This is a genomic window from Promicromonospora sp. NPDC110617, from assembly GCF_055598465.1.
Map to the genome: position 1 here is coordinate 1,745,879 of NZ_JBVKBM010000001.1, position 17,020 is coordinate 1,762,898.

Here is a 17,020-nt window from a genome sequence, read left to right on the forward strand (position 1 = left end):
GGCGGAACGCTGCCTGATCATGGCGTTCATATCGCGGCCGACCCTACGAGCAGGCGTCCGTCCGGCGCCACGTTTTTTCGCCCCGGTCCCTTGACACGGCGATCCGCCGATGGTCGGATGACGCGACTGTTAACGCTCACATTCTCGCGAGGTCACTGTGCAAAGAAGCACTCGTCCTTCCCGCCTGCCCCTGCGCGCGGTCGCCACGGGCGCCGTCGTCGCACTGCTCGGCGGCCTGGTTCCCCTCCTCCCCGCAAGCGCCACGGCGGCCCGGCTGCCCGCGACCGCCCCGGAGTCCACGATGTCCGTCACCGCCGAGACCACGGCCGACACCGCCGACAGCACCGCCCGGGCGGAGGCGGACGCCGCGGCCGCCGCGCTCGACGTCGTGCACGCCGACGACGTCCGCGGCCACCTCACCCTGCCGACGTCCGGCCTGCACGGCGCGAGCGTCACGTGGGCGTCGTCCGACCCCGCCGTCGTGGCGGCCGACGGTGTCGTCCGCCGTCCGGCGCACGGCGCGGGCGACGCGGCGGTCACGCTGACCGCGACCGCCGACGTCGGCGGCGCGACCGCCGTCCGCGAGATCCCGCTGACCGTGCGGGAGGCGCCCGCCGTCGAACCGTACGAGGGCTACGCGTTCAGCTACTTCACGGGCAACTCGGTCGCAGGCGAGAAGATCTACTTCGCGGCGAGCCGCGGCAACGACGCCCTGACCTGGGACGAGGTCAACGACGGGCAGCCCGTGCTGGAGTCGGGCGAGGGCACGCTCGGCCTGCGCGACCCGTTCCTGATCCGCTCGCCGGAGGGCGACCGGTTCTTCCTGATCGCGACCGACCTCTCGATCGGGCGCAACGGGGACTGGGACGCGGCGCAGCGCCACGGCAGCCAGTACCTGGAGGTCTGGGAGTCCACGGACCTGATCACCTGGTCCGAGCAGCGGCACGTCAAGGTCTCGCCGGACAACGCCGGCAACACGTGGGCGCCCGAGGCGTACTGGGACGAGTCGCTGGGGCAGTACGTCGTGTTCTGGGCCTCGAAGCTCTACGCGGACGACGACCCGGACCACACCGGCAGCGCCTACAACCGCATGCTCTACGCCACCACGCGCGACTTCGTGACGTTCAGCGAGGCGCAGGTCTGGCAGGACCGCGGCGAGTCGCGGATCGACTCCACGGTGATCCGGGAGGGCGACGTCTACTACCGGTTCACCAAGGACGAGGGCGGCGGCGGTACGGGCTGCTCGGACATCATCCAGGAGAAGTCGACGTCGCTGACCGCCGTCGACCTGCCCGGCGACCCGGCCTGGGAGTTCATGGCGGGCTGCATCGGCCGGGAGGCCGGCACGTCCGCCGTCGAGGGGCCGACCGTCTTCAAGGCGAACCCGGGCGACACGTCCGGCTCGCCGTTCTACCTGTTCGTCGACGAGTACGGCGGCCGCGGCTACATCCCGCTCGGCACCGACGACCTGGAGAACCCCGACTGGCAGGTGCCCGCGGACTACGACCTGCCCGCCAGCCCCCGCCACGGCACCGTCATCCCCGTGACGGCCGCCGAGCTCGCGGCGCTGCGCGAGGGCATCGTGGTCCCCGAACCGCCGACGCCGGTCGAGTCCGACGAGAACGGCCTGGTCGCGCACTACGCGCTGGACGAGACCACGGGCACGGTCGCCTCGGACGGCACCGGCCACGGGTACGACGGCGTCGTCAGCGGCGACGCCACCTGGGCCGACGGCGGGCTGAACCTGGGCGGCACGAACGGCCACGTGCGGCTGCCGGACGACATGATGGCCGGGCTCGACGCCATCACGGTCTCGACCACGGTCTGGCTGGATCCCGCGCAGGCCACGCCGTACTTCATCTGGGGCCTGGGCAACACCGACGGCGGCGGCGTCGGCAACGGCTACCTGTTCACCACGGGGAACAACTACCGCTCCTCGATCGCGACCGGCAACTGGTCCACCGAGCAGACCGTCGCCTCGGGCGCGGCGCTGCCGCGCGGCGCCTGGCAGACGCTGACCTACACGCTCCAGGACGGCACCGCCCGGCTCTACCTCGACGGAGCGCGGGTGGGCGAGAAGACCGGCGTCACGATCGAGCCCGGCGACATCGGTGACGGCCGGACCACGGCCAATTACATCGGCCGCTCGACCTACGCCGCGGACCGGTACCTCAAGGGCAAGGTGCGCGACTTCCGCATCTACGACCGCGCCCTGTCGGCCGACGAGGTGCGGGAGCTCGGGGCGGACCCGACCGCCGTCACCGGCGTCGAGCTGGAGGCCCTGAAGGTCCCGGCCGTCATCGACGCCGCGACGTCGACCGTCACGCTGCCGGTGACTCCCGGAACCGACGTGACCGCGCTGGAGCCGGCCTTCCAGACCGTGTCCACCTCGACGGTCTCGCCGCAGGTCACGGGGCCGATCGACCTGTCGCAGCCCCGCACGTTCACCGTCACCGCGCAGGACGGCGCCCGCCGGGACTGGACCGTGCGCGCCGTCGAGATGCGCTCGCCGGTGCTGCCGGGCCTGTACGCCGACCCGAACATCGCGCACTTCGGCGACAGCTACTACCTCTACGCGACGTCGGACGGCGTCGCAGGCTGGGGCGGCAAGGACTTCTACGTCTGGACGTCGAAGGATCTCGTGGACTGGGAGCGCTCGGCCGAGCCGATCCTCACCCTGGACGGCGGAGGAGGCGACGTGCCGTGGGCCACGGGCAACGCCTGGGCGCCCACGATCATCGAGCGGGGCGGGAAGTACTACTTCTACTTCTCCGGCCACAACGCGACCTACAACCGCAAGACGATCGGCGTCGCGGTCGCCGACAGCCCCGAGGGCCCCTTCGTCGCGCAGCCGACGGCGATGATCCTCAACAACGAGGCGATCACGTCCGGGCAGGCGATCGACCCCGCCGCGTTCCAGGACCCGGAGACCGGCCGGTACTACCTGTTCTGGGGCAACGGCGGGCCGTCGAACGGCCCGGTGTACGCCGAGCTGAGCGACGACATGCTGTCGATCAAGCAGGAGACCCTGGCGCGGATCGGCGGGCTCACGAGCTTCCGTGAGGGGACATTCCTCAACTACCGCGACGGGCTGTACCACCTGACGTACTCGATCGACGACACCGGGTCCGCCGACTACCGCGTCGGGTACGCCACCGCCACCAGCGTCGACGGGCCGTGGACCTACCGCGGCGTGATCCTGTCCAAGGACACCAGCCAGGGCATCCAGGCGACCGGCCACAGCTCGATCGTCCAGGTGCCGGGCACCGACGAGTGGTACATCGCCTACCACCGCTTCGCGATCCCCGGCGGAGACGGGACCCACCGCGAGACCACGATCGACCGGCTGACATTCGGCGCCGACGGCCTCATGCACCAGGTCACGCCCACCCTCACGAGCGTGGACCCGCTGCCCTACGCCGGGGTCCGGCCGCAGGCCCAGCGGCCGCCCAAGGTGAACGGCCGGGCTACGGCCGGGTCGACGCTCACCGCGACGTCCGGGCAGTGGGACCAGCGGCGGCTCGCGTTCGCCTACGAGTGGCTGCGCGACGGCGCGGCGGTCTCCGGGGCGGAGGGCCGGACGTACCGGCTCACCGCCGCCGACGTCGGGCACCGGATCACCGTGCGGGTGACGGGGACGACGCCGGGCGCCCTGCCGGGAGTGGCGGTCTCCGACCCGACCGCCCGGGTCGCCGCCCAGGCCGGCTGTCGGGATCGGACGGCCGTCTGACACCTGGTGGCCGACCGGACCACCCCCTGACTCGGCACCCTTGGTGCGGCGAGTCAGGGGGTGGTCCGGTCACTCGGCGCGCAGGCCCTCCGGGCGGGTCAGCCGCCACAGCAGCGGCAGGCCCGCCGCCGTCGTGAGCAGCACCACGAGGGCGGCCACGCCCGACGTCGCGCCCACACCCACCCAGTCGAACCGGACCGGGGCCTCGACGGCGGTCTGCAGCGCCACCGCGAGCACCGTGCCGGTCACCACCGCCAGCGCCAGCCCGAGCACCACCGGGATCGCCACCTGGAACAGCACTGAGGCGCTCAGGGTCCGGCGTCGCGTCCCGAACGCGACCAGCACCGCCAGCAGGCGACGTCGCTCCCGGAGCTGCTCGACGACGTTGACCAGCATGCTCGCCCCGATCATCAGCAGCAGGGCGACCGTGCCGACCAGCAGCACCTGGCGCAGCCCGCCGAGCGCCGCCGCGATGCCGCGCTGGTCGATCGGCGAGGCGTAGGCCGTCGGGTCGACCTGCGCCGCCGCCGTCCGCATGTGGTCCAGGGCGTCCGGTTGGGCGGGATCGAGCGCGACGTACGAGGTGACCGACATCGGCACGAATGTCGCACCCGCCAGCGCCCCGGGCGTCACCAGGATCCGCGCCGGCCCGCCGCCGCCCATCGCGGAGACCCCGCCCTCGGGCGGCGCCACCGTGGTGGCCGACGCCGGGAGCGTCCACCGCGCGAGGTCCTCCGGGCCGCCCGCGCCGGACGGGGCGCCGGCGCCGGACGGATCGCCGGCGCCGGACGGATTGCTGCCGCCCGACGGATCGCCGGCGCCGGGGTCACCCAGCAGGTACGAGCTGCCGGCCGCCGGCGCGGTGGCGCCTTCGGGCAGGACGACGAACGTGTCGCCGTCCGCGCAGGAACCGAGCTGCGCCTGCTGGGCCAGCACGTCGCAGGAACCGGAGTCGATCAGCACCTCGTCGGCGGACCCTGCCCCGGATCCGGCCGGGTCGGGCGTGGCCCACACCGACCTCAGCGTCCCGACCGCCGTCACGCCCGGGGCCCCTGCCAGCTCGCGGGCCCAGGCCTCGCCGGCACCGGACCCGCCGCGGATGTCCAGCACGGACGCCTGGTAGGTGCTGGTGTCGGCCTGCGCCTGCGCGGTCAGCGCCCCGATCGCCCCGACCAGCCCCTGCAGGGCGATCAGCCCCGCGACCGAGACCGCGATCCCCGAGACGGCGCGCACCGCCGTCCCGCTGTCGAGCTGCAGCCGGCGCACCGCGAGGTCCCAGGCGACGCCGCCCCCGCCCAGCCGACGCACGGTCGCCTCCACGAGCCACGGCAGGACCAGGGCGACCCCGGTCAGCAGGAGCACGAGCCCCGCCACGATCATGACCTGGGTACCGAGCGCGTCGTCCAGGCCGGTGACCAGCGGGTGCAGCAGCGCCAGCCCCAGCACGGGGAAGACCAGCCGCCACCAGAGGCGGCGGCGGCGCTCGCCGCTGCGCCGCACCACGCCGAGCGGCTCGACCAGCACCTGTCGCAGGGCGGAGAGCGTGACCAGTACCGTCGTCACGGGCACGAGCACCACGACCAGGGCGGCGAGCGCGGGCACGGGCCGGAAGTCGCCCGGGTAGAAGCTCATGCCGCCGGGAACCAGGTATCCGGCCGCCTGGCGGACGCCGAGGTACAGCGCGGCGCCGACGGCCAGCCCGAGCACGGCGCCCGTGAGGGTCTCGCCGGCGGCGATCCGGCGGGTCGCGCCGACGTCGGCCCCCACCAGGCGCAGGGCGGCGAGCCGGCGGTCCCGGTTCTCGCTGCCGAACCGCACCGCGGTGCTGACGAAGATCGCGACGGGGAGCAGCAGCACCACCATGCCGACCAGGGCGAGCAGCATCAGGACGGGCCCGGGGCCCTCCTCGACCGCGGTGGCCCCGCCGAACGACTGGATCCGGTCCGCCGTCTCGTCGGTGAGCTGGTCGGTGCCCAGGTAGAAGGTGAGCTCCCCGGGTCCGGCCAGCCCTGCCGCGCCGATCGTGCCGACCACACGCTCGCCCCAGCGGCCGCGCAGCGCGGCGCCGTCATCGGAGGCGAGCAGGCGTTCCAGCGCGGGGGAGAGGACGACGTCGCCCGGCGCGAGCTGCCGGGTCACGCCGGGCGGCAGCGGGGCGGCGTCCGACTCGGGCTGGAGCAGCCGGCCGTTGATCGCCGCGTCGTGGAACACGGACCGGACCTCGGCGGTCAGCAGGGTGGGCGCGCCCGGCGTCAGGACCTGCTCCGTGTCCACCGACCGGGCGGTGGCGCGCTCGTCACGGGCGTCCAGCACGGGCGGGATGCTCGCCGCGACCAGCAGCATCGTGACGCCGAGCCCGACGCCGGCGGCGATCAGGGCGAGCCGCGCCCAGCCGGACCGTCCGCCGCCCACGCTCAGCCGGACGCCGAGGGAGAGGTCGACGAACCACCGCCTCATCGGACGTACTCCTGCGCGCGCACCCGGCCGTCGCGGACCACGGCCTCGCGGTCGGAGTACGCCGCGACCCGCGGCTCGTGCGTCACGAGCACCACGGCGGCCCCGGTGTCCCGCGCGGCGGCCACGAAGAGCTGCATGACGCGGTCGCCGTTGACGGTGTCCAGGGCGCCGGTCGGCTCGTCGGCGAAGACGACGCGCGGCCGCGTCACCAGGGCGCGGGCGACCGCCACGCGCTGTCCCTGACCGCCCGAGGCCTGGCCCGGGCGCTTGCCCGCGACGTCGGACACCTCCAGCCGCTCCAGCCAGGCCGCCGCGCTCCGCAGCGCCGCCCGGCGGCTCGCGCCGCCCAGCCGCAGCGGCAGCGCGACGTTCTCGAGGCAGCTGAGCTCCGGGACGAGCTGCCCGAACTGGAACACGAACCCGAACTCGGTGCGCCGCAGCGCGCTGCGCTCGGTGTCGTGCATGGCGGTCAGGTCGCGTCCGGCGTAGGTCACGCGGCCGGCGTCGGGCGTCAGGATGCCGGCCAGGCAGTGCAGCAGGGTGGACTTGCCGGAGCCCGACGGGCCCATGAGCGCCAGCACCTCCCCGGCGTGCACCTCGGCGGAGGCGGACTCCAGCGCCGTCGTGGAGCCGAAGCGCAGGTGCAGGTTCTCGGCGATGAGCAGGGGTTCGTCGGCCATCGTTTCTCCAGGGTCGGTGCACGCGGCGGGCGCGCGCGGGTCGGTGGGGGAGCGGCTACGCGCGGACCTGCGCGGCGAGCTGCCGGACGCGCGCCGCCGTGACCTCCAGCCAGCGCAGGTCGGCCTCCAGGTGGAACAGGGCGTGGTCGCAGATGAGCTGGTCGGCCAGGTCCCCGGCGTCGCGGCGGCGGGTGAGCTCCCGCATGAGGCGCAGGTGCTCGGTGCGCTGCGTGTCGAGCACGTCGTCGGCGTCGTGCCCCGTGAGCAGGGCCAGCACCACCTTGGTGTAGAGGGTGCTCTGCAGGTAGGGCTCGGGCTTCTCCGGCCGGGCGAGCCAGGCGGCGACGTCGGAGACGCCCGCCTCGGTGATCGCGTACTTCTTGCGCTCGGGGCCGGCGCCCGGCTCGGCCTCGACCTCGACGAGGCCGTTCCGCAGCAGCCGGGCGAGCGTCGAGTAGACCTGGCCGTAGGCCAGCGGTCTGTCGTGGCCGAACCGCTCGTCGTAGGAACGCTTGAGGTCGTACCCGTGCCGCGGCCCGCCCTCGAGCAGCCCGAGCAGTGCATGTCCAACGGTCATGCCAGCGACTATACACACGGTGTATACCCGCGCAGAAGCCTCCGTTGAGTGCTGGCTATCTGCGCCTTTGAGCCGCCTCGGACCGCACATAGCCAGCACTCAGCGGGGGGAGGGGGAGGGTAGAGTTGTCGGCTGTCCGGAAGCAGGAGATGCGGGAGATGGGGATGGCGTTGGTGCAGCACGAACTGAACGGTGGAGCCCGATGACCGTCCTGACCTCCGACACCCGTCCCGTCGGGACCGAGGCGGCACGTCGCCGCAGCATCGCGGTCATCTCCCACCCCGACGCCGGCAAGTCGACCCTCACCGAGGCCCTCGCGCTGCACGCCCACGCGATCGACGAGGCCGGGGCGGTGCATGGCAAGGGGAACCGTGCCGGTGTCGTCTCCGACTGGCTCGAGATGGAGCAGAAGCGTGGGATCTCCATCACGTCCGCGGCCCTGCAGTTCGCCTACGGCGACGTGGTGATCAACCTCCTGGACACCCCCGGCCACGCCGACTTCTCCGAGGACACCTACCGCGTGCTGACGGCGGTGGACGCCGCCGTCATGCTGCTCGACTCCGCCAAGGGCCTGGAGCCGCAGACGCTCAAGCTGTTCGAGGTGTGCCGCCGTCGCGGGGTCCCGGTCATCACCTTCGTCAACAAGTGGGACCGCCCCGGGCGCGAGGCCCTGGAGCTGTGCGACGAGCTGGAGGAGCGCATCAACCTGCGCCCGACGCCGCTGAGCTGGCCCATCGGCGAGGCCGGCCGGTTCCTCGGGCTGCTCGACCGCGCCACCGGCGAGGTGCGCACCTACCGGCGCGCGCCCGGCGGCGCGTCCATCGCCGAGGAGGAGCTGCTGACGCCGCAGGCCGCGGCCGACACCCTGGGCGACGACCACACCGAGGCCGTCGAGAGCGTGCAGCTCCTCGACGAGCTCGACCGCGAGTCGTTCCTCGCCGGCACCACGACGCCGATGCTGTTCGGCGCGGCGCTGGCCAACATCGGCGTCCGCCAGCTCCTCGACGCCGTCGTGGACCTCGCCCCGGCGCCCGGCGCGCGGCCCGACGTCGACGGCGGCGCGCGCGACGTCGACCAGGCGTTCAGCGGCTTCGTGTTCAAGATGCAGGCCGGCATGGACCCCCACCACCGCGACCACGTCGCCTTCATCCGCGTGTGCTCGGGCCGCTTCGAGCGCGGCATGGTCGTGACGCACGAGCGCACCGGCCGGCCGTTCGCCACGAAGTACGCCCTGTCGGTGTTCGGGCGCGAGCGTTCGACGGTCGAGGACGCCTACCCCGGCGACGTCGTGGGCCTGGTCAACGCGAGCACGCTCGCCGTGGGCGACACGGTGTTCGACGCCGCGGGCCCGCACGTGCGCTTCCCGCCGATGCCGGTGTTCGCGCCCGAGCACTTCGCGGCCGCCCGTTCGGCCGACCCGGGCCGCTCCAAGCAGTTCCGCAAGGGCATCTCGCAGCTCGAGCAGGAGGGCGTGGTCCAGGTCCTGGTGTCCGAGGCGCGCGGCGACGGCAACCCGATCCTCGGGGCCGTCGGCCCGCTCCAGTTCGAGGTCGCGACCTTCCGCATGGAGCACGAGTTCTCGGCACCCATCCGGACGGAGCAGCTCGGCCTGTCGCTGGCCCGCGAGGCCGCGCCGGAGCACATCGACACGATCGCCGCCTACCCGGGCGTCGAGGTCGTGCGCCGCGGCGACGGCACCCCGCTCGTGCTGCTGCGCGACGTCTGGCACGCCCGGGCCTTCGAGCGCGCCCACCCGGACGTGCCGCTGATCCCGCTGGTCGCCAGCGGCGTCTGACGGCGGAGATCACCCCGGGACCGGCCGTCCGGGGGAGCCGTCCGCGCGCGAACCGCGCGGCGCGGTGCGACGATCGGCATGTTCAGCGGTAGGCGACCGAGGGTGCGGCCATGGACGCACAGGGCAAGAGGCCGCTGGCCACGCTCGTGGGACTGCCCGCGGTGGTCGGCGTCGCGGCGGCGCTCTTCGCCACGCTCTTCACGTCGCTGGTCCACGGTGCCGAGCAGCTGCTGTGGACCTGGCTCCCGAACACCCTGGGGCTCGACGGCGTGCCGTGGTGGTGGGTGCTGCTCATGCTGCTGCTCGGCGCTCTGGGCGTCGCCGGCGCGTCGCGGCTGCCGGGGCACGGCGGCCACCACCCGCTGGACGGGTTCGCCTTCGACATCACGGCGCACGAGCTGCCCTCGACGCTGCTGGCGGCGGCGTCCTCCCTGGTGTTCGGCGCGGTGCTCGGCCCGGAGGCCCCGCTGATCGCGATCGGCACGAGCATCGGCTTCGCCGTGCACCGCCGGCTCGGCACCGACGCGTCCAAGGTGCTCGTCATGGCCTCCGCCGCGGCCGCGCTCGGTGTCGTCCTGGGCAACCCCGTGGTCACGATGCTGCTCGTGCTGGAGGCGATGTTCCTCTCCGCGCGGCCGCGTCCCGAGCAACCGGTGCTCCAGGTGGTCCCGATCCTCGCGGCGCTCGGCGCGGGCTACGTGGTGCGCATCGGCATCGCCGACTGGCCCGGCGTCCACGTCCCCGAGCTGTCCATGGGCGACCTCGGCTCGTACCCCGCCCTCCATGTGGTCGACCTGCTCGCCGGGGCCCTGGCGGCCCTGGTGGCCGCGGGCCTCGTCGTCGCGGCCATGCGCCTCGGCGCCGTCGCGCGACGGCTGGCGTCACGCGGCCCGTTCGTCGCGCTTCTCGCGGGCGGCCTGACGGTCGGCCTCCTCGCGCTGCTGGTCCGGGCGACGACGGGCGCGGACGTGGACACCGTGCTGTTCTCCGGGCAGCAGTCCCTGTCCACGGTGACGACGACGACCGCCGCGGGCACGCTGGTCGTCGTCGCCGTCGTGAAGTCCGCGGCCTACTCCGTGAGCCTCGGCACGGGGTTCCACGGCGGGACGATCTTCCCGTCGGTGTTCATCGGCGCCGCCGCCGGTGCCGCGGCCGCCCTCCTGATCCCCGGGACGGCGCTCGCGCCCCTGGTGGCCTGCGGCCTCGCCGCCGGGGTCGCGGCTGCCGCCGGGATGCCCGTGACCGCCCTCGTCCTCGCCCTCCTGCTCTGCGTGAGCGCGGGGGCCGCCGTCACCGTCCCCGCGATCCTCGGGGCACTCGTCGGCACGCTGCTCAAGGGGCTGCTCAACGCCCGCCGGCCCGCGACGGTCGAGTCGTGAACGTCTACGCGCCGCTCGTGCCCGTGTTCGTGGTGGCGCTGCTCGCGCCGCTGCTGACCGGGTTGATGCCCGTGCGGGCCCGGCTGCCCCAGGTGGTGCTCCTCCTGCTCGGCGGCGTGCTCATCGGCCCGGCCGGGCTCAAGATGGCCGAGCCCGACGACGTCACGCTGCTCTCCGACCTGGGGATGGGCTTCCTCTTCCTGCTCGCCGGCTACGAGCTGCAGCCGAGCCTGCTGCGCGAGCGGTTCGGTCGCCGGGCGGGCGCCGCGTGGGGCACCTCGCTGCTGCTCGCGGCGGTGGTGGTCCTCCTGATCGTCCGGCCGGACAAGGAGGAGGAGCTGGCGGCCGGGGCGATCGCGCTGACGACCACCGCGCTCGGCGTGGTGCTCCCGGTGCTGCGGGACGCCGGCCGGCTCGACTCCCCGTTCGGCCGCGCCGTTCTCGTGGTGGGCGCGTACGGCGAGCTCGGGCCCATCGTCGCGATGGCGCTGCTGCTCGGGACCCGCGGCTCGGGGGCCGCCGCCGTGCTGCTGGTGCTGTTCGCCGTCCTGGCCGTGGCCGTGGCCCTGGTACCGGGCTCCCGGGCGCCGGTGGCCGTGCGGCTCGTCCAGGACTCCGAGCACGGCACCGGGCAGAGCACGCTGCGGCTGACGGTGCTGCTGCTGGTGGGGCTGCTCTCCGTCGCGTCGGCCTTCGGCTTCGACGCCGTGCTCGGCGCGTTCGTCGGCGGCATGGTGCTGCGGCGCTGGGCGCCGGGCGACGTCGGGAGCCTGGAGAAGAAGCTCGACGCCGTGGCGTTCGGGGTGTTCATCCCGGTGTTCTTCGTGAGCTCGGGGATGGCGCTGGACGTGGCCTCCATCCTCGCCGCACCCGCCCTGCCCCTGGTCCTGTTCGCCCTGATGGTGCTGGTCCGCGGCGGCCCGGTGCTGGTGTGGCTGCGCCGGGAGCTGCCCACCGGGGAGCGGGTCCAGGCCGCGCTCTACTCCGCGACCGCCCTCCCGCTGCTGGTCGCGCTGACGGGGATCGCGGTGGAGCGCGGCATCATGACCACGCAGACGGGGGCGGCGCTCGTCGGCGCCGGCGTGCTCTCGGTGATCGTGCTGCCCCTGGTGGCCGGCCGGATCCCGGCGCGCGGCGGTGAGCGGGCCGGCCGCGACACGGGGTGACCGCGCCTACGGGTGGCTCGCCGTCACCTCGATGACCTGGTCGAGCCGGTCCAGGGCGGTCTGCAGCTCGTCGATCCTCGCCCGGATCCGGTCGCGCTCGGCGTGCAGCATGGTGCGCTGCTCGGCGTCCGTGTGCCCGGACTCGATGCACGGCAGCAGCTCCGCGATGTTGCGGCTGGTCAGGCCGGCGGCGTACATCTGCTGGAAGAAGCGCACGCGGTCCACCGTGCCGGGCTGGTAGAGCCGCTGACCCGACGGGCTGCGCTCCGCGGTGAGCAGCCCCTGCTGCTCGTAGTAGCGCACGGCGCGCACCGAGACGCCGGCGCCCCGCGCCACCTCGCCGATGCGGATCAGCGGCCCTGTTCCCACTGCGGCCGCTGCCTCGGTGACCGTCATCACTGCCCCTTTTTGATCGTCTGGCGAGTTGCTGCTTGACCCTGACGTCAGCGTCAGGTTTTAGCGTACCGGACATGGACATCAACAACTCAGTCGCCCTCGTCACCGGAGCCAACCGCGGGCTCGGCCGCGCCTTCGCCCAGCGGCTCCTCGACCGGGGCGCCCGCAAGGTCTACGCCACGGCCCGCCGTCCGGAGACCGTGGACCTGCCCGGAGTGGAGGTACTGGCCCTCGACGTCACCGACCCCGCGTCCGTGCGCGCCGCCGCCGAGGTGGCCTCCGACGTCACCCTCCTGGTCAACAACGCCGGCATCACCACGGGCACCAGCCTCCTGACCGGCCCGCTCGACGGCGTCCGGCACGAGCTGGAGACCAACCTGTTCGGCAGTCTGGCGATGATCCGGGAGCTCGCCCCGGCGCTGGCCACGAACGGCGGCGGCGCCGTCGTCAACGTCCTGTCCGCCATGTCGTGGTTCGGGGTCGACGGCGCGAACGCGTACCACCTGAGCAAGGCCGCGGCCTGGGCCATGACCAACGGCGTGCGGCTGGAGCTCGCCCCGCAGGGCACGCTCGTGACCGCCGTCCACCTCGGCCTGGCCGACACGGACATGTCGGCGGGCTGGGCCGTGGACAAGATCGCGCCGTCGGCCCTGGCGGACGCCGCGCTCGACGGCGTCGAGGCAGGCTCGGCCGAGGTGCTCGCCGACCAGTGGACCCGGGACGTCAAGGCTCGGCTCCAGCTCACGCCGGAGGAGCGGGACGCCGCTACCGCGCGGGGGCTGGCGGCGATGTCGGCGGGCTGAGCTCCGGCCCGGGCTCGGGCGTGGGCTCCTGCGCGAGCTGCGGCCCGGGCTCCTGCGCGAGCCCCGGCCGGCGGGCTGCGAGCCGCTCGATGACGCCGCGGTTGAACCGGTCGTGCCGCTCGATCGCCAGGCCGGCGGCCTCGACGTGCAGCAGCGGGCGGCGTCGGAAGTGCTCGTTCTGGAACCGCACGCTGTACAGCTCCGCGACGGCCTGGAGCGCCCGCAGCGGGGCCGAGGTGCTGACCACGTGGTCGGCCAGGAGCAGCATGCCGCCGGGCCGCAGCACGCGCACCATCTCGTCGACGGCGCCGCGGTCGTCGGGCACGGCGCACAGCCCGAACGTGCAGACCACGGTGTCGAACGAGGCGTCGGCGAACTCCAGCCGCTGGGCGTCGCCGACCCGCAGGTCGACCGCGCGGCCCAGCTCGGCGGCGTGCCGGCGGGCCAGGTCGATCATGGCCGGGCTCAGGTCCATCCCGGTCAGGGTGGTGTGCGCGGGGTAGAGGCCCAGGTTGAGGCCCGTGCCGACGGCGACCTCGAGCACCTGGCCGGTGGCCTGCCGGCAGACCCAGTCCCGGGTGTCGCCGAACATGCGCTCGGCGCCGTTCATCTTGCGGTCGTAGGCCGCCGCCTGCCGGTCCCAGTGCCGGCGGATCCGGTCGGGTCCGGGTGATCTGACCATGGCACCTCGCTCGGTGGTCGGCGCGCGCGTCGCGCGTCGTCGCACGGTGGTCGGGAAACGACTCGGGCGGTGTTGCGGGGAGTCGACATCGTCCACTCTCCGCAACACCGCCCGAAGACGCGACCTGGGTTCAGCCGACCCGCAGGAACGTCGGGTTGGACTGCCAGATGCTGGTGTACCGCACGCTCTTGCCGGGGACCGGCGCCTCGATCTGCATGCCGTTGCCCGCGTAGATCGCGATGTGTCCCGGCGTCCAGATCAGGTCGCCCGCCTGGGCCTCGGCCCACGACACCGGCGTACCGGCGTACAGCTGCTGGGACGAGGTGCGCGGCAGGTCGATGCCCACCTGGGCGAAGACGTAGGACGTGAACCCGGAGCAGTCGAAGCCGGACGGCGTGGTGCCGCCCCACACGTACGGGACGCCCAGGTACCGCATCGCGATGGAGACCACCGAAGCGCCCCGCTCCTTCGCGGCCTGCTCCGCCTGCTCGGCCTCGATCTGCGCCTGGTACTCGGCGTTCTCCGTCGCGGAGACCACGGAGACGGCTGACTTCTCCAGCGTCAGCTGTGCGTCCGCGGCGACGGTGATCATCGGTGAGGCCGAGACCGACTCGCGGGCCTGGGCGGTCAGCGCGTTGAGGTCCGCGGTGTTGAGCGCGCCCTGGACGGGCGCGCCCTGCAGCGCCGTCGTGGCCGGTGCCGCCTGGGCCGGGGTGGCGATGAGCGACAGCAGCACGCCGCCGCCCGCCGCCGCGACGACCGCACCGCGTCCGGCGAACGAGCTGACCTGCTCGCCCGCGGCGCGCGCGACGCCGGCCAGGGGGCGGTGCGCCGCCCGGTGCCGGCCGCGTGCACGGGGGAGTGCGGCCGGTTCGAGGTTGGGATCCATGAAGGCTGGGACCTTTCTGGTTCGGAAGGGGAAGCGCACACGCGGCGTCGTGGTGGGCCGAGCCGAGGTGCGCCCACACTAGCGCCTCATCCGGCGGTGCGGGACCCACCTGACGTGATCTTTTCGTGATCAGTCTCGCCGGGTTGCCGCGGGACGGGTGGCCGGCGCCCGTCCCGCGGCCCGCGGACCTACTGCGGGACGCTCCAGACCTGGGTCCAGAGCCCGTTGCAGTCGTAGATCTGCAGGTCGGTCCCGTCGGCGGTGTTGCCCTGGGGCACGTCCAGGCAGCGGCCCGACTGCGGGTTGTACAGCGAGCCGTCGGCCCGGGCGTCCCACTGCTGCGCGCCGGAGCCGTTGCACTCCCAGAGCTGCACCTTGGTGAAGTTCGCGGTGCCGTTGGCGTCCACGTCGAGGCACCTGCCGAACGCGCGGACGGTGCCGTCCGCGCCCATGGACCACGTCTGGCCGGTCGCGGTGCCGCACGACCAGAGCTGGGCGGCGTTCCCGTTCACGGCCGTGTTGGTGTCGACGTCTAGGCACTTGCCGCCCGGCGCGCCGACCGGCCCGGTGGGTCCGGGCAGGGCGCCGATGCCGAACCGCACCTCGCACTGGTTGCCGGTGCCGAGCCACGTCGCGGCGAGGTAGAGGTAGGAGGTCCCGTCCTCGCGGGGGATGGCCGGGGTGGAGTAGCCGGGGCACGACGGCACGCCTGTGCCGTACCCGCCGGTCGGGCTGACGGTGACCGGGGTGGCCGCCTCGGTCCACGCGCCGTTGCCGAGCGACGTGTTGGCGAACAGCACGGTGCCCGACTCCGCGAGGACCGTCTTGTTGCCGGTGGGCCCGGCGACGACGCGCTGGCCGGACAGCAGGACGGTCCCGTTCGGGCCGCCGCCGGGGACCCACGAGATGTACGGGGTGTGCAGGAGCTCGCGCGCGTCGGCCGTGCGCACCAGGGTGCCCGCGTCGCCGGCCGCGCCCCAGTCGTACCCGTTCGCGCTGCGCTTGACGTACACCTCGCAGGCGTGGTCCGGGTCGGTGGCGTCGCGGCACATCTCGTACGCCATCAGGTGGTCGCCGTCCGGCAGCGCGGCGAACGTCTGCATGCCCGGACGCCGCAGGTTGTCGGCCGGGAAGGAGACGTCCACGGTCATCGAGGAGCTCCACGTGCGTCCGCCGTCGGACGAGGTGTAGTGCCCGATCACCTGGTTGTTGGTCGGGGTGTTCGCGGGGCGCTCGTCGGAGATGAAGCAGGCGAGCCGGTCGTCCTCGGTGACCAGGAAGACGGGTTCCCAGATGCCGTGGCCCCAGGTGTCGGGCTGCCCCGAGGTCTGCGTGCAGTTGGACAGGAACTGCCACGTGGCGCCGCGGTCGGTGGAGCGGAAGACCTCGACCTTCTGCGTGCTGTAGTCGCCCACCTGCCAGGCGGTGCCCGCGGCGAGGACGTCGCCGGCGGCCAGGCCGTTGATGGCGCGCGGCACCTCGTACAGGGTGGGCGCCTCCAGGTCCCAGCCCGGCGTGTTCGAGGTGATGGTGGACACGGCGGACCACGACTGGCCGCCGTTGGTGCTGCGGTAGACGGGCAGCGCCGTGGGGGAGCCGGTGCCGCCGCGCGCGAACGTGGCGAGCATCGTCTGGTTCGCGCTCTGATCGTGGTCGAGGCGGACCGCCCGCGGGTAGCCGGCGGTCCCGTTCGGGTGCTGGCCCAGGTCCGGGCTGTACAGCACGGTGCCGGGGAGGGCGGCGGGGGCGACGTCGCCGGACGGCGTCGTCGCTGGTGTCGCGGTCGTAGTTGTGGTCGTGGTCGCCGTGGCCGGCGCGGCTCCCAGCGGCGCCGTCGAACCGGCCGGTGCTCCGGCCAGGGCGAACGCCGCGGCGAGGGCGACGGCCAGCGCGGCGGATCTCCGCGGGGTCGTGAGATGTCGAGACATGGTGCAGGACCTCCTTGTCGTGCGCGTGATGTCCGGCAGCGGTGCGGGACGTCGTGCCCGAGATGCACCTTTGCAGACGTTGCAAAGCCAACTGTGGCCCACGATGTGCACACGTTGCAAGACCCGGCGCGCGGCAAAGTCGTGTTCTACCCAGCGATCTGGCCCGGAATCACATGAGTTCCGGGCGCAATGACTGTGTGGACCGTGACTTCCCGGTGCGGCCCGGTGCGGCCCGGTGCGGCCCGGCGTGGCCCGGCGTGGCCCGGCCCGGCCCGGCTCGGCCCCGGCTTGGCTCGGCCCCAGCTTGGCTCGGCGCGGGTGTCGGGTGACGCTCGGTCAACGCTGGGCAGTGCACACCCGGTGTCGGGCGATGCTGTCAGCTCCCGGCCGGCGCCGTCGTGCTCTCGCGGTCGGGAGGACGCCAGAGGGTTCGGCAGTTTGCATCGAGGTCGGCACAGGCCTGTGCCGACCTCGATGCAAACTGCCGAGTTTGCGGGGCAAACTGCCGACCTGGATGCGAACTGCCGAGTTTGCGGGG

General features: G+C 73.7%; 12 protein-coding genes. 5 read left to right on the forward strand and 7 right to left on the reverse strand.

Annotated elements, in window-relative coordinates; genetic code table 11:
• The first annotated feature begins 157 nt into the window (after positions 1-157).
• A complete protein-coding gene (locus ACZ7LE_RS07695; protein ID WP_470402697.1) occupies positions 158-3,730 on the forward strand; it encodes a family 43 glycosylhydrolase in 3,573 nt (1,190 codons plus the stop codon).
• A 69-nt stretch (positions 3,731-3,799) separates the two neighbouring features.
• Here the strand turns inward: ACZ7LE_RS07695 and ACZ7LE_RS07700 are convergent, their stop codons facing one another.
• The 3 genes from ACZ7LE_RS07700 to ACZ7LE_RS07710 are packed head-to-tail and all read right to left on the reverse strand — an operon-like array spanning position 3,800 to position 7,444.
• Entirely contained in the window at positions 3,800-6,187 is a 2,388-nt protein-coding gene (locus ACZ7LE_RS07700; protein ID WP_470402698.1) for an FtsX-like permease family protein, read from the reverse strand.
• On the reverse strand, positions 6,184-6,867 hold the full coding sequence (locus ACZ7LE_RS07705) for an ABC transporter ATP-binding protein (protein ID WP_470402699.1): 684 nt from the start codon (positions 6,865-6,867) through the stop codon (positions 6,184-6,186). The genes ACZ7LE_RS07700 and ACZ7LE_RS07705 overlap by 4 nt, the downstream gene beginning before the upstream one ends.
• A gap of 55 nt (positions 6,868-6,922) precedes the next feature.
• Positions 6,923-7,444, reverse strand: a complete 522-nt coding sequence (locus ACZ7LE_RS07710) for a PadR family transcriptional regulator (protein ID WP_470402700.1) — start codon at positions 7,442-7,444, stop codon at positions 6,923-6,925.
• Positions 7,445-7,646: 202 nt separating this feature from the next.
• Here ACZ7LE_RS07710 and ACZ7LE_RS07715 point away from each other — a divergent pair, with 202 nt between their 5' ends.
• From ACZ7LE_RS07715 to ACZ7LE_RS07725, 3 genes are all read left to right on the forward strand, one after another.
• On the forward strand, positions 7,647-9,239 hold the full coding sequence (locus ACZ7LE_RS07715; protein WP_470402701.1) for a peptide chain release factor 3: 1,593 nt from the start codon (positions 7,647-7,649) through the stop codon (positions 9,237-9,239).
• Between the two features lie 110 nt (positions 9,240-9,349).
• A complete protein-coding gene (locus tag ACZ7LE_RS07720) occupies positions 9,350-10,618 on the forward strand; it encodes a chloride channel protein (RefSeq protein ID WP_470402702.1) in 1,269 nt (422 codons plus the stop codon).
• Entirely contained in the window at positions 10,615-11,784 is a 1,170-nt protein-coding gene (locus ACZ7LE_RS07725; protein WP_470402703.1) for a cation:proton antiporter, read from the forward strand. Before ACZ7LE_RS07720 ends, ACZ7LE_RS07725 begins: the two co-directional genes overlap by 4 nt.
• 6 nt (positions 11,785-11,790) lie before the next feature.
• On the opposite strand, the gene ACZ7LE_RS07730 is transcribed toward ACZ7LE_RS07725, so the two are convergent.
• Positions 11,791-12,180, reverse strand: a complete 390-nt coding sequence (locus ACZ7LE_RS07730; protein ID WP_470402704.1) for a MerR family transcriptional regulator — start codon at positions 12,178-12,180, stop codon at positions 11,791-11,793.
• Between the two features lie 74 nt (positions 12,181-12,254).
• Between ACZ7LE_RS07730 and ACZ7LE_RS07735 the strand changes: the two genes are divergently transcribed.
• Positions 12,255-12,983, forward strand: coding sequence for an SDR family oxidoreductase (locus ACZ7LE_RS07735; RefSeq protein WP_470402705.1), 729 nt, complete (start codon positions 12,255-12,257; stop codon positions 12,981-12,983).
• On the opposite strand, the gene ACZ7LE_RS07740 is transcribed toward ACZ7LE_RS07735, so the two are convergent.
• From ACZ7LE_RS07740 to ACZ7LE_RS07750, 3 genes are all read right to left on the reverse strand, one after another.
• Positions 12,946-13,665 (reverse strand): class I SAM-dependent methyltransferase, encoded by a 720-nt coding sequence (locus ACZ7LE_RS07740; RefSeq protein WP_470402706.1) that lies wholly within the window; start codon positions 13,663-13,665, stop codon positions 12,946-12,948. The two genes, ACZ7LE_RS07735 and ACZ7LE_RS07740, sit on opposite strands and share 38 nt — an antisense overlap.
• Positions 13,666-13,795: 130 nt before the next feature.
• Entirely contained in the window at positions 13,796-14,554 is a 759-nt protein-coding gene (locus ACZ7LE_RS07745; protein WP_470402707.1) for a C40 family peptidase, read from the reverse strand.
• Positions 14,555-14,742: 188 nt separating this feature from the next.
• Positions 14,743-16,482, reverse strand: coding sequence for a ricin-type beta-trefoil lectin domain protein (locus ACZ7LE_RS07750; protein ID WP_470402708.1), 1,740 nt, complete (start codon positions 16,480-16,482; stop codon positions 14,743-14,745).
• Positions 16,483-17,020: the final 538 nt, after the last annotated feature.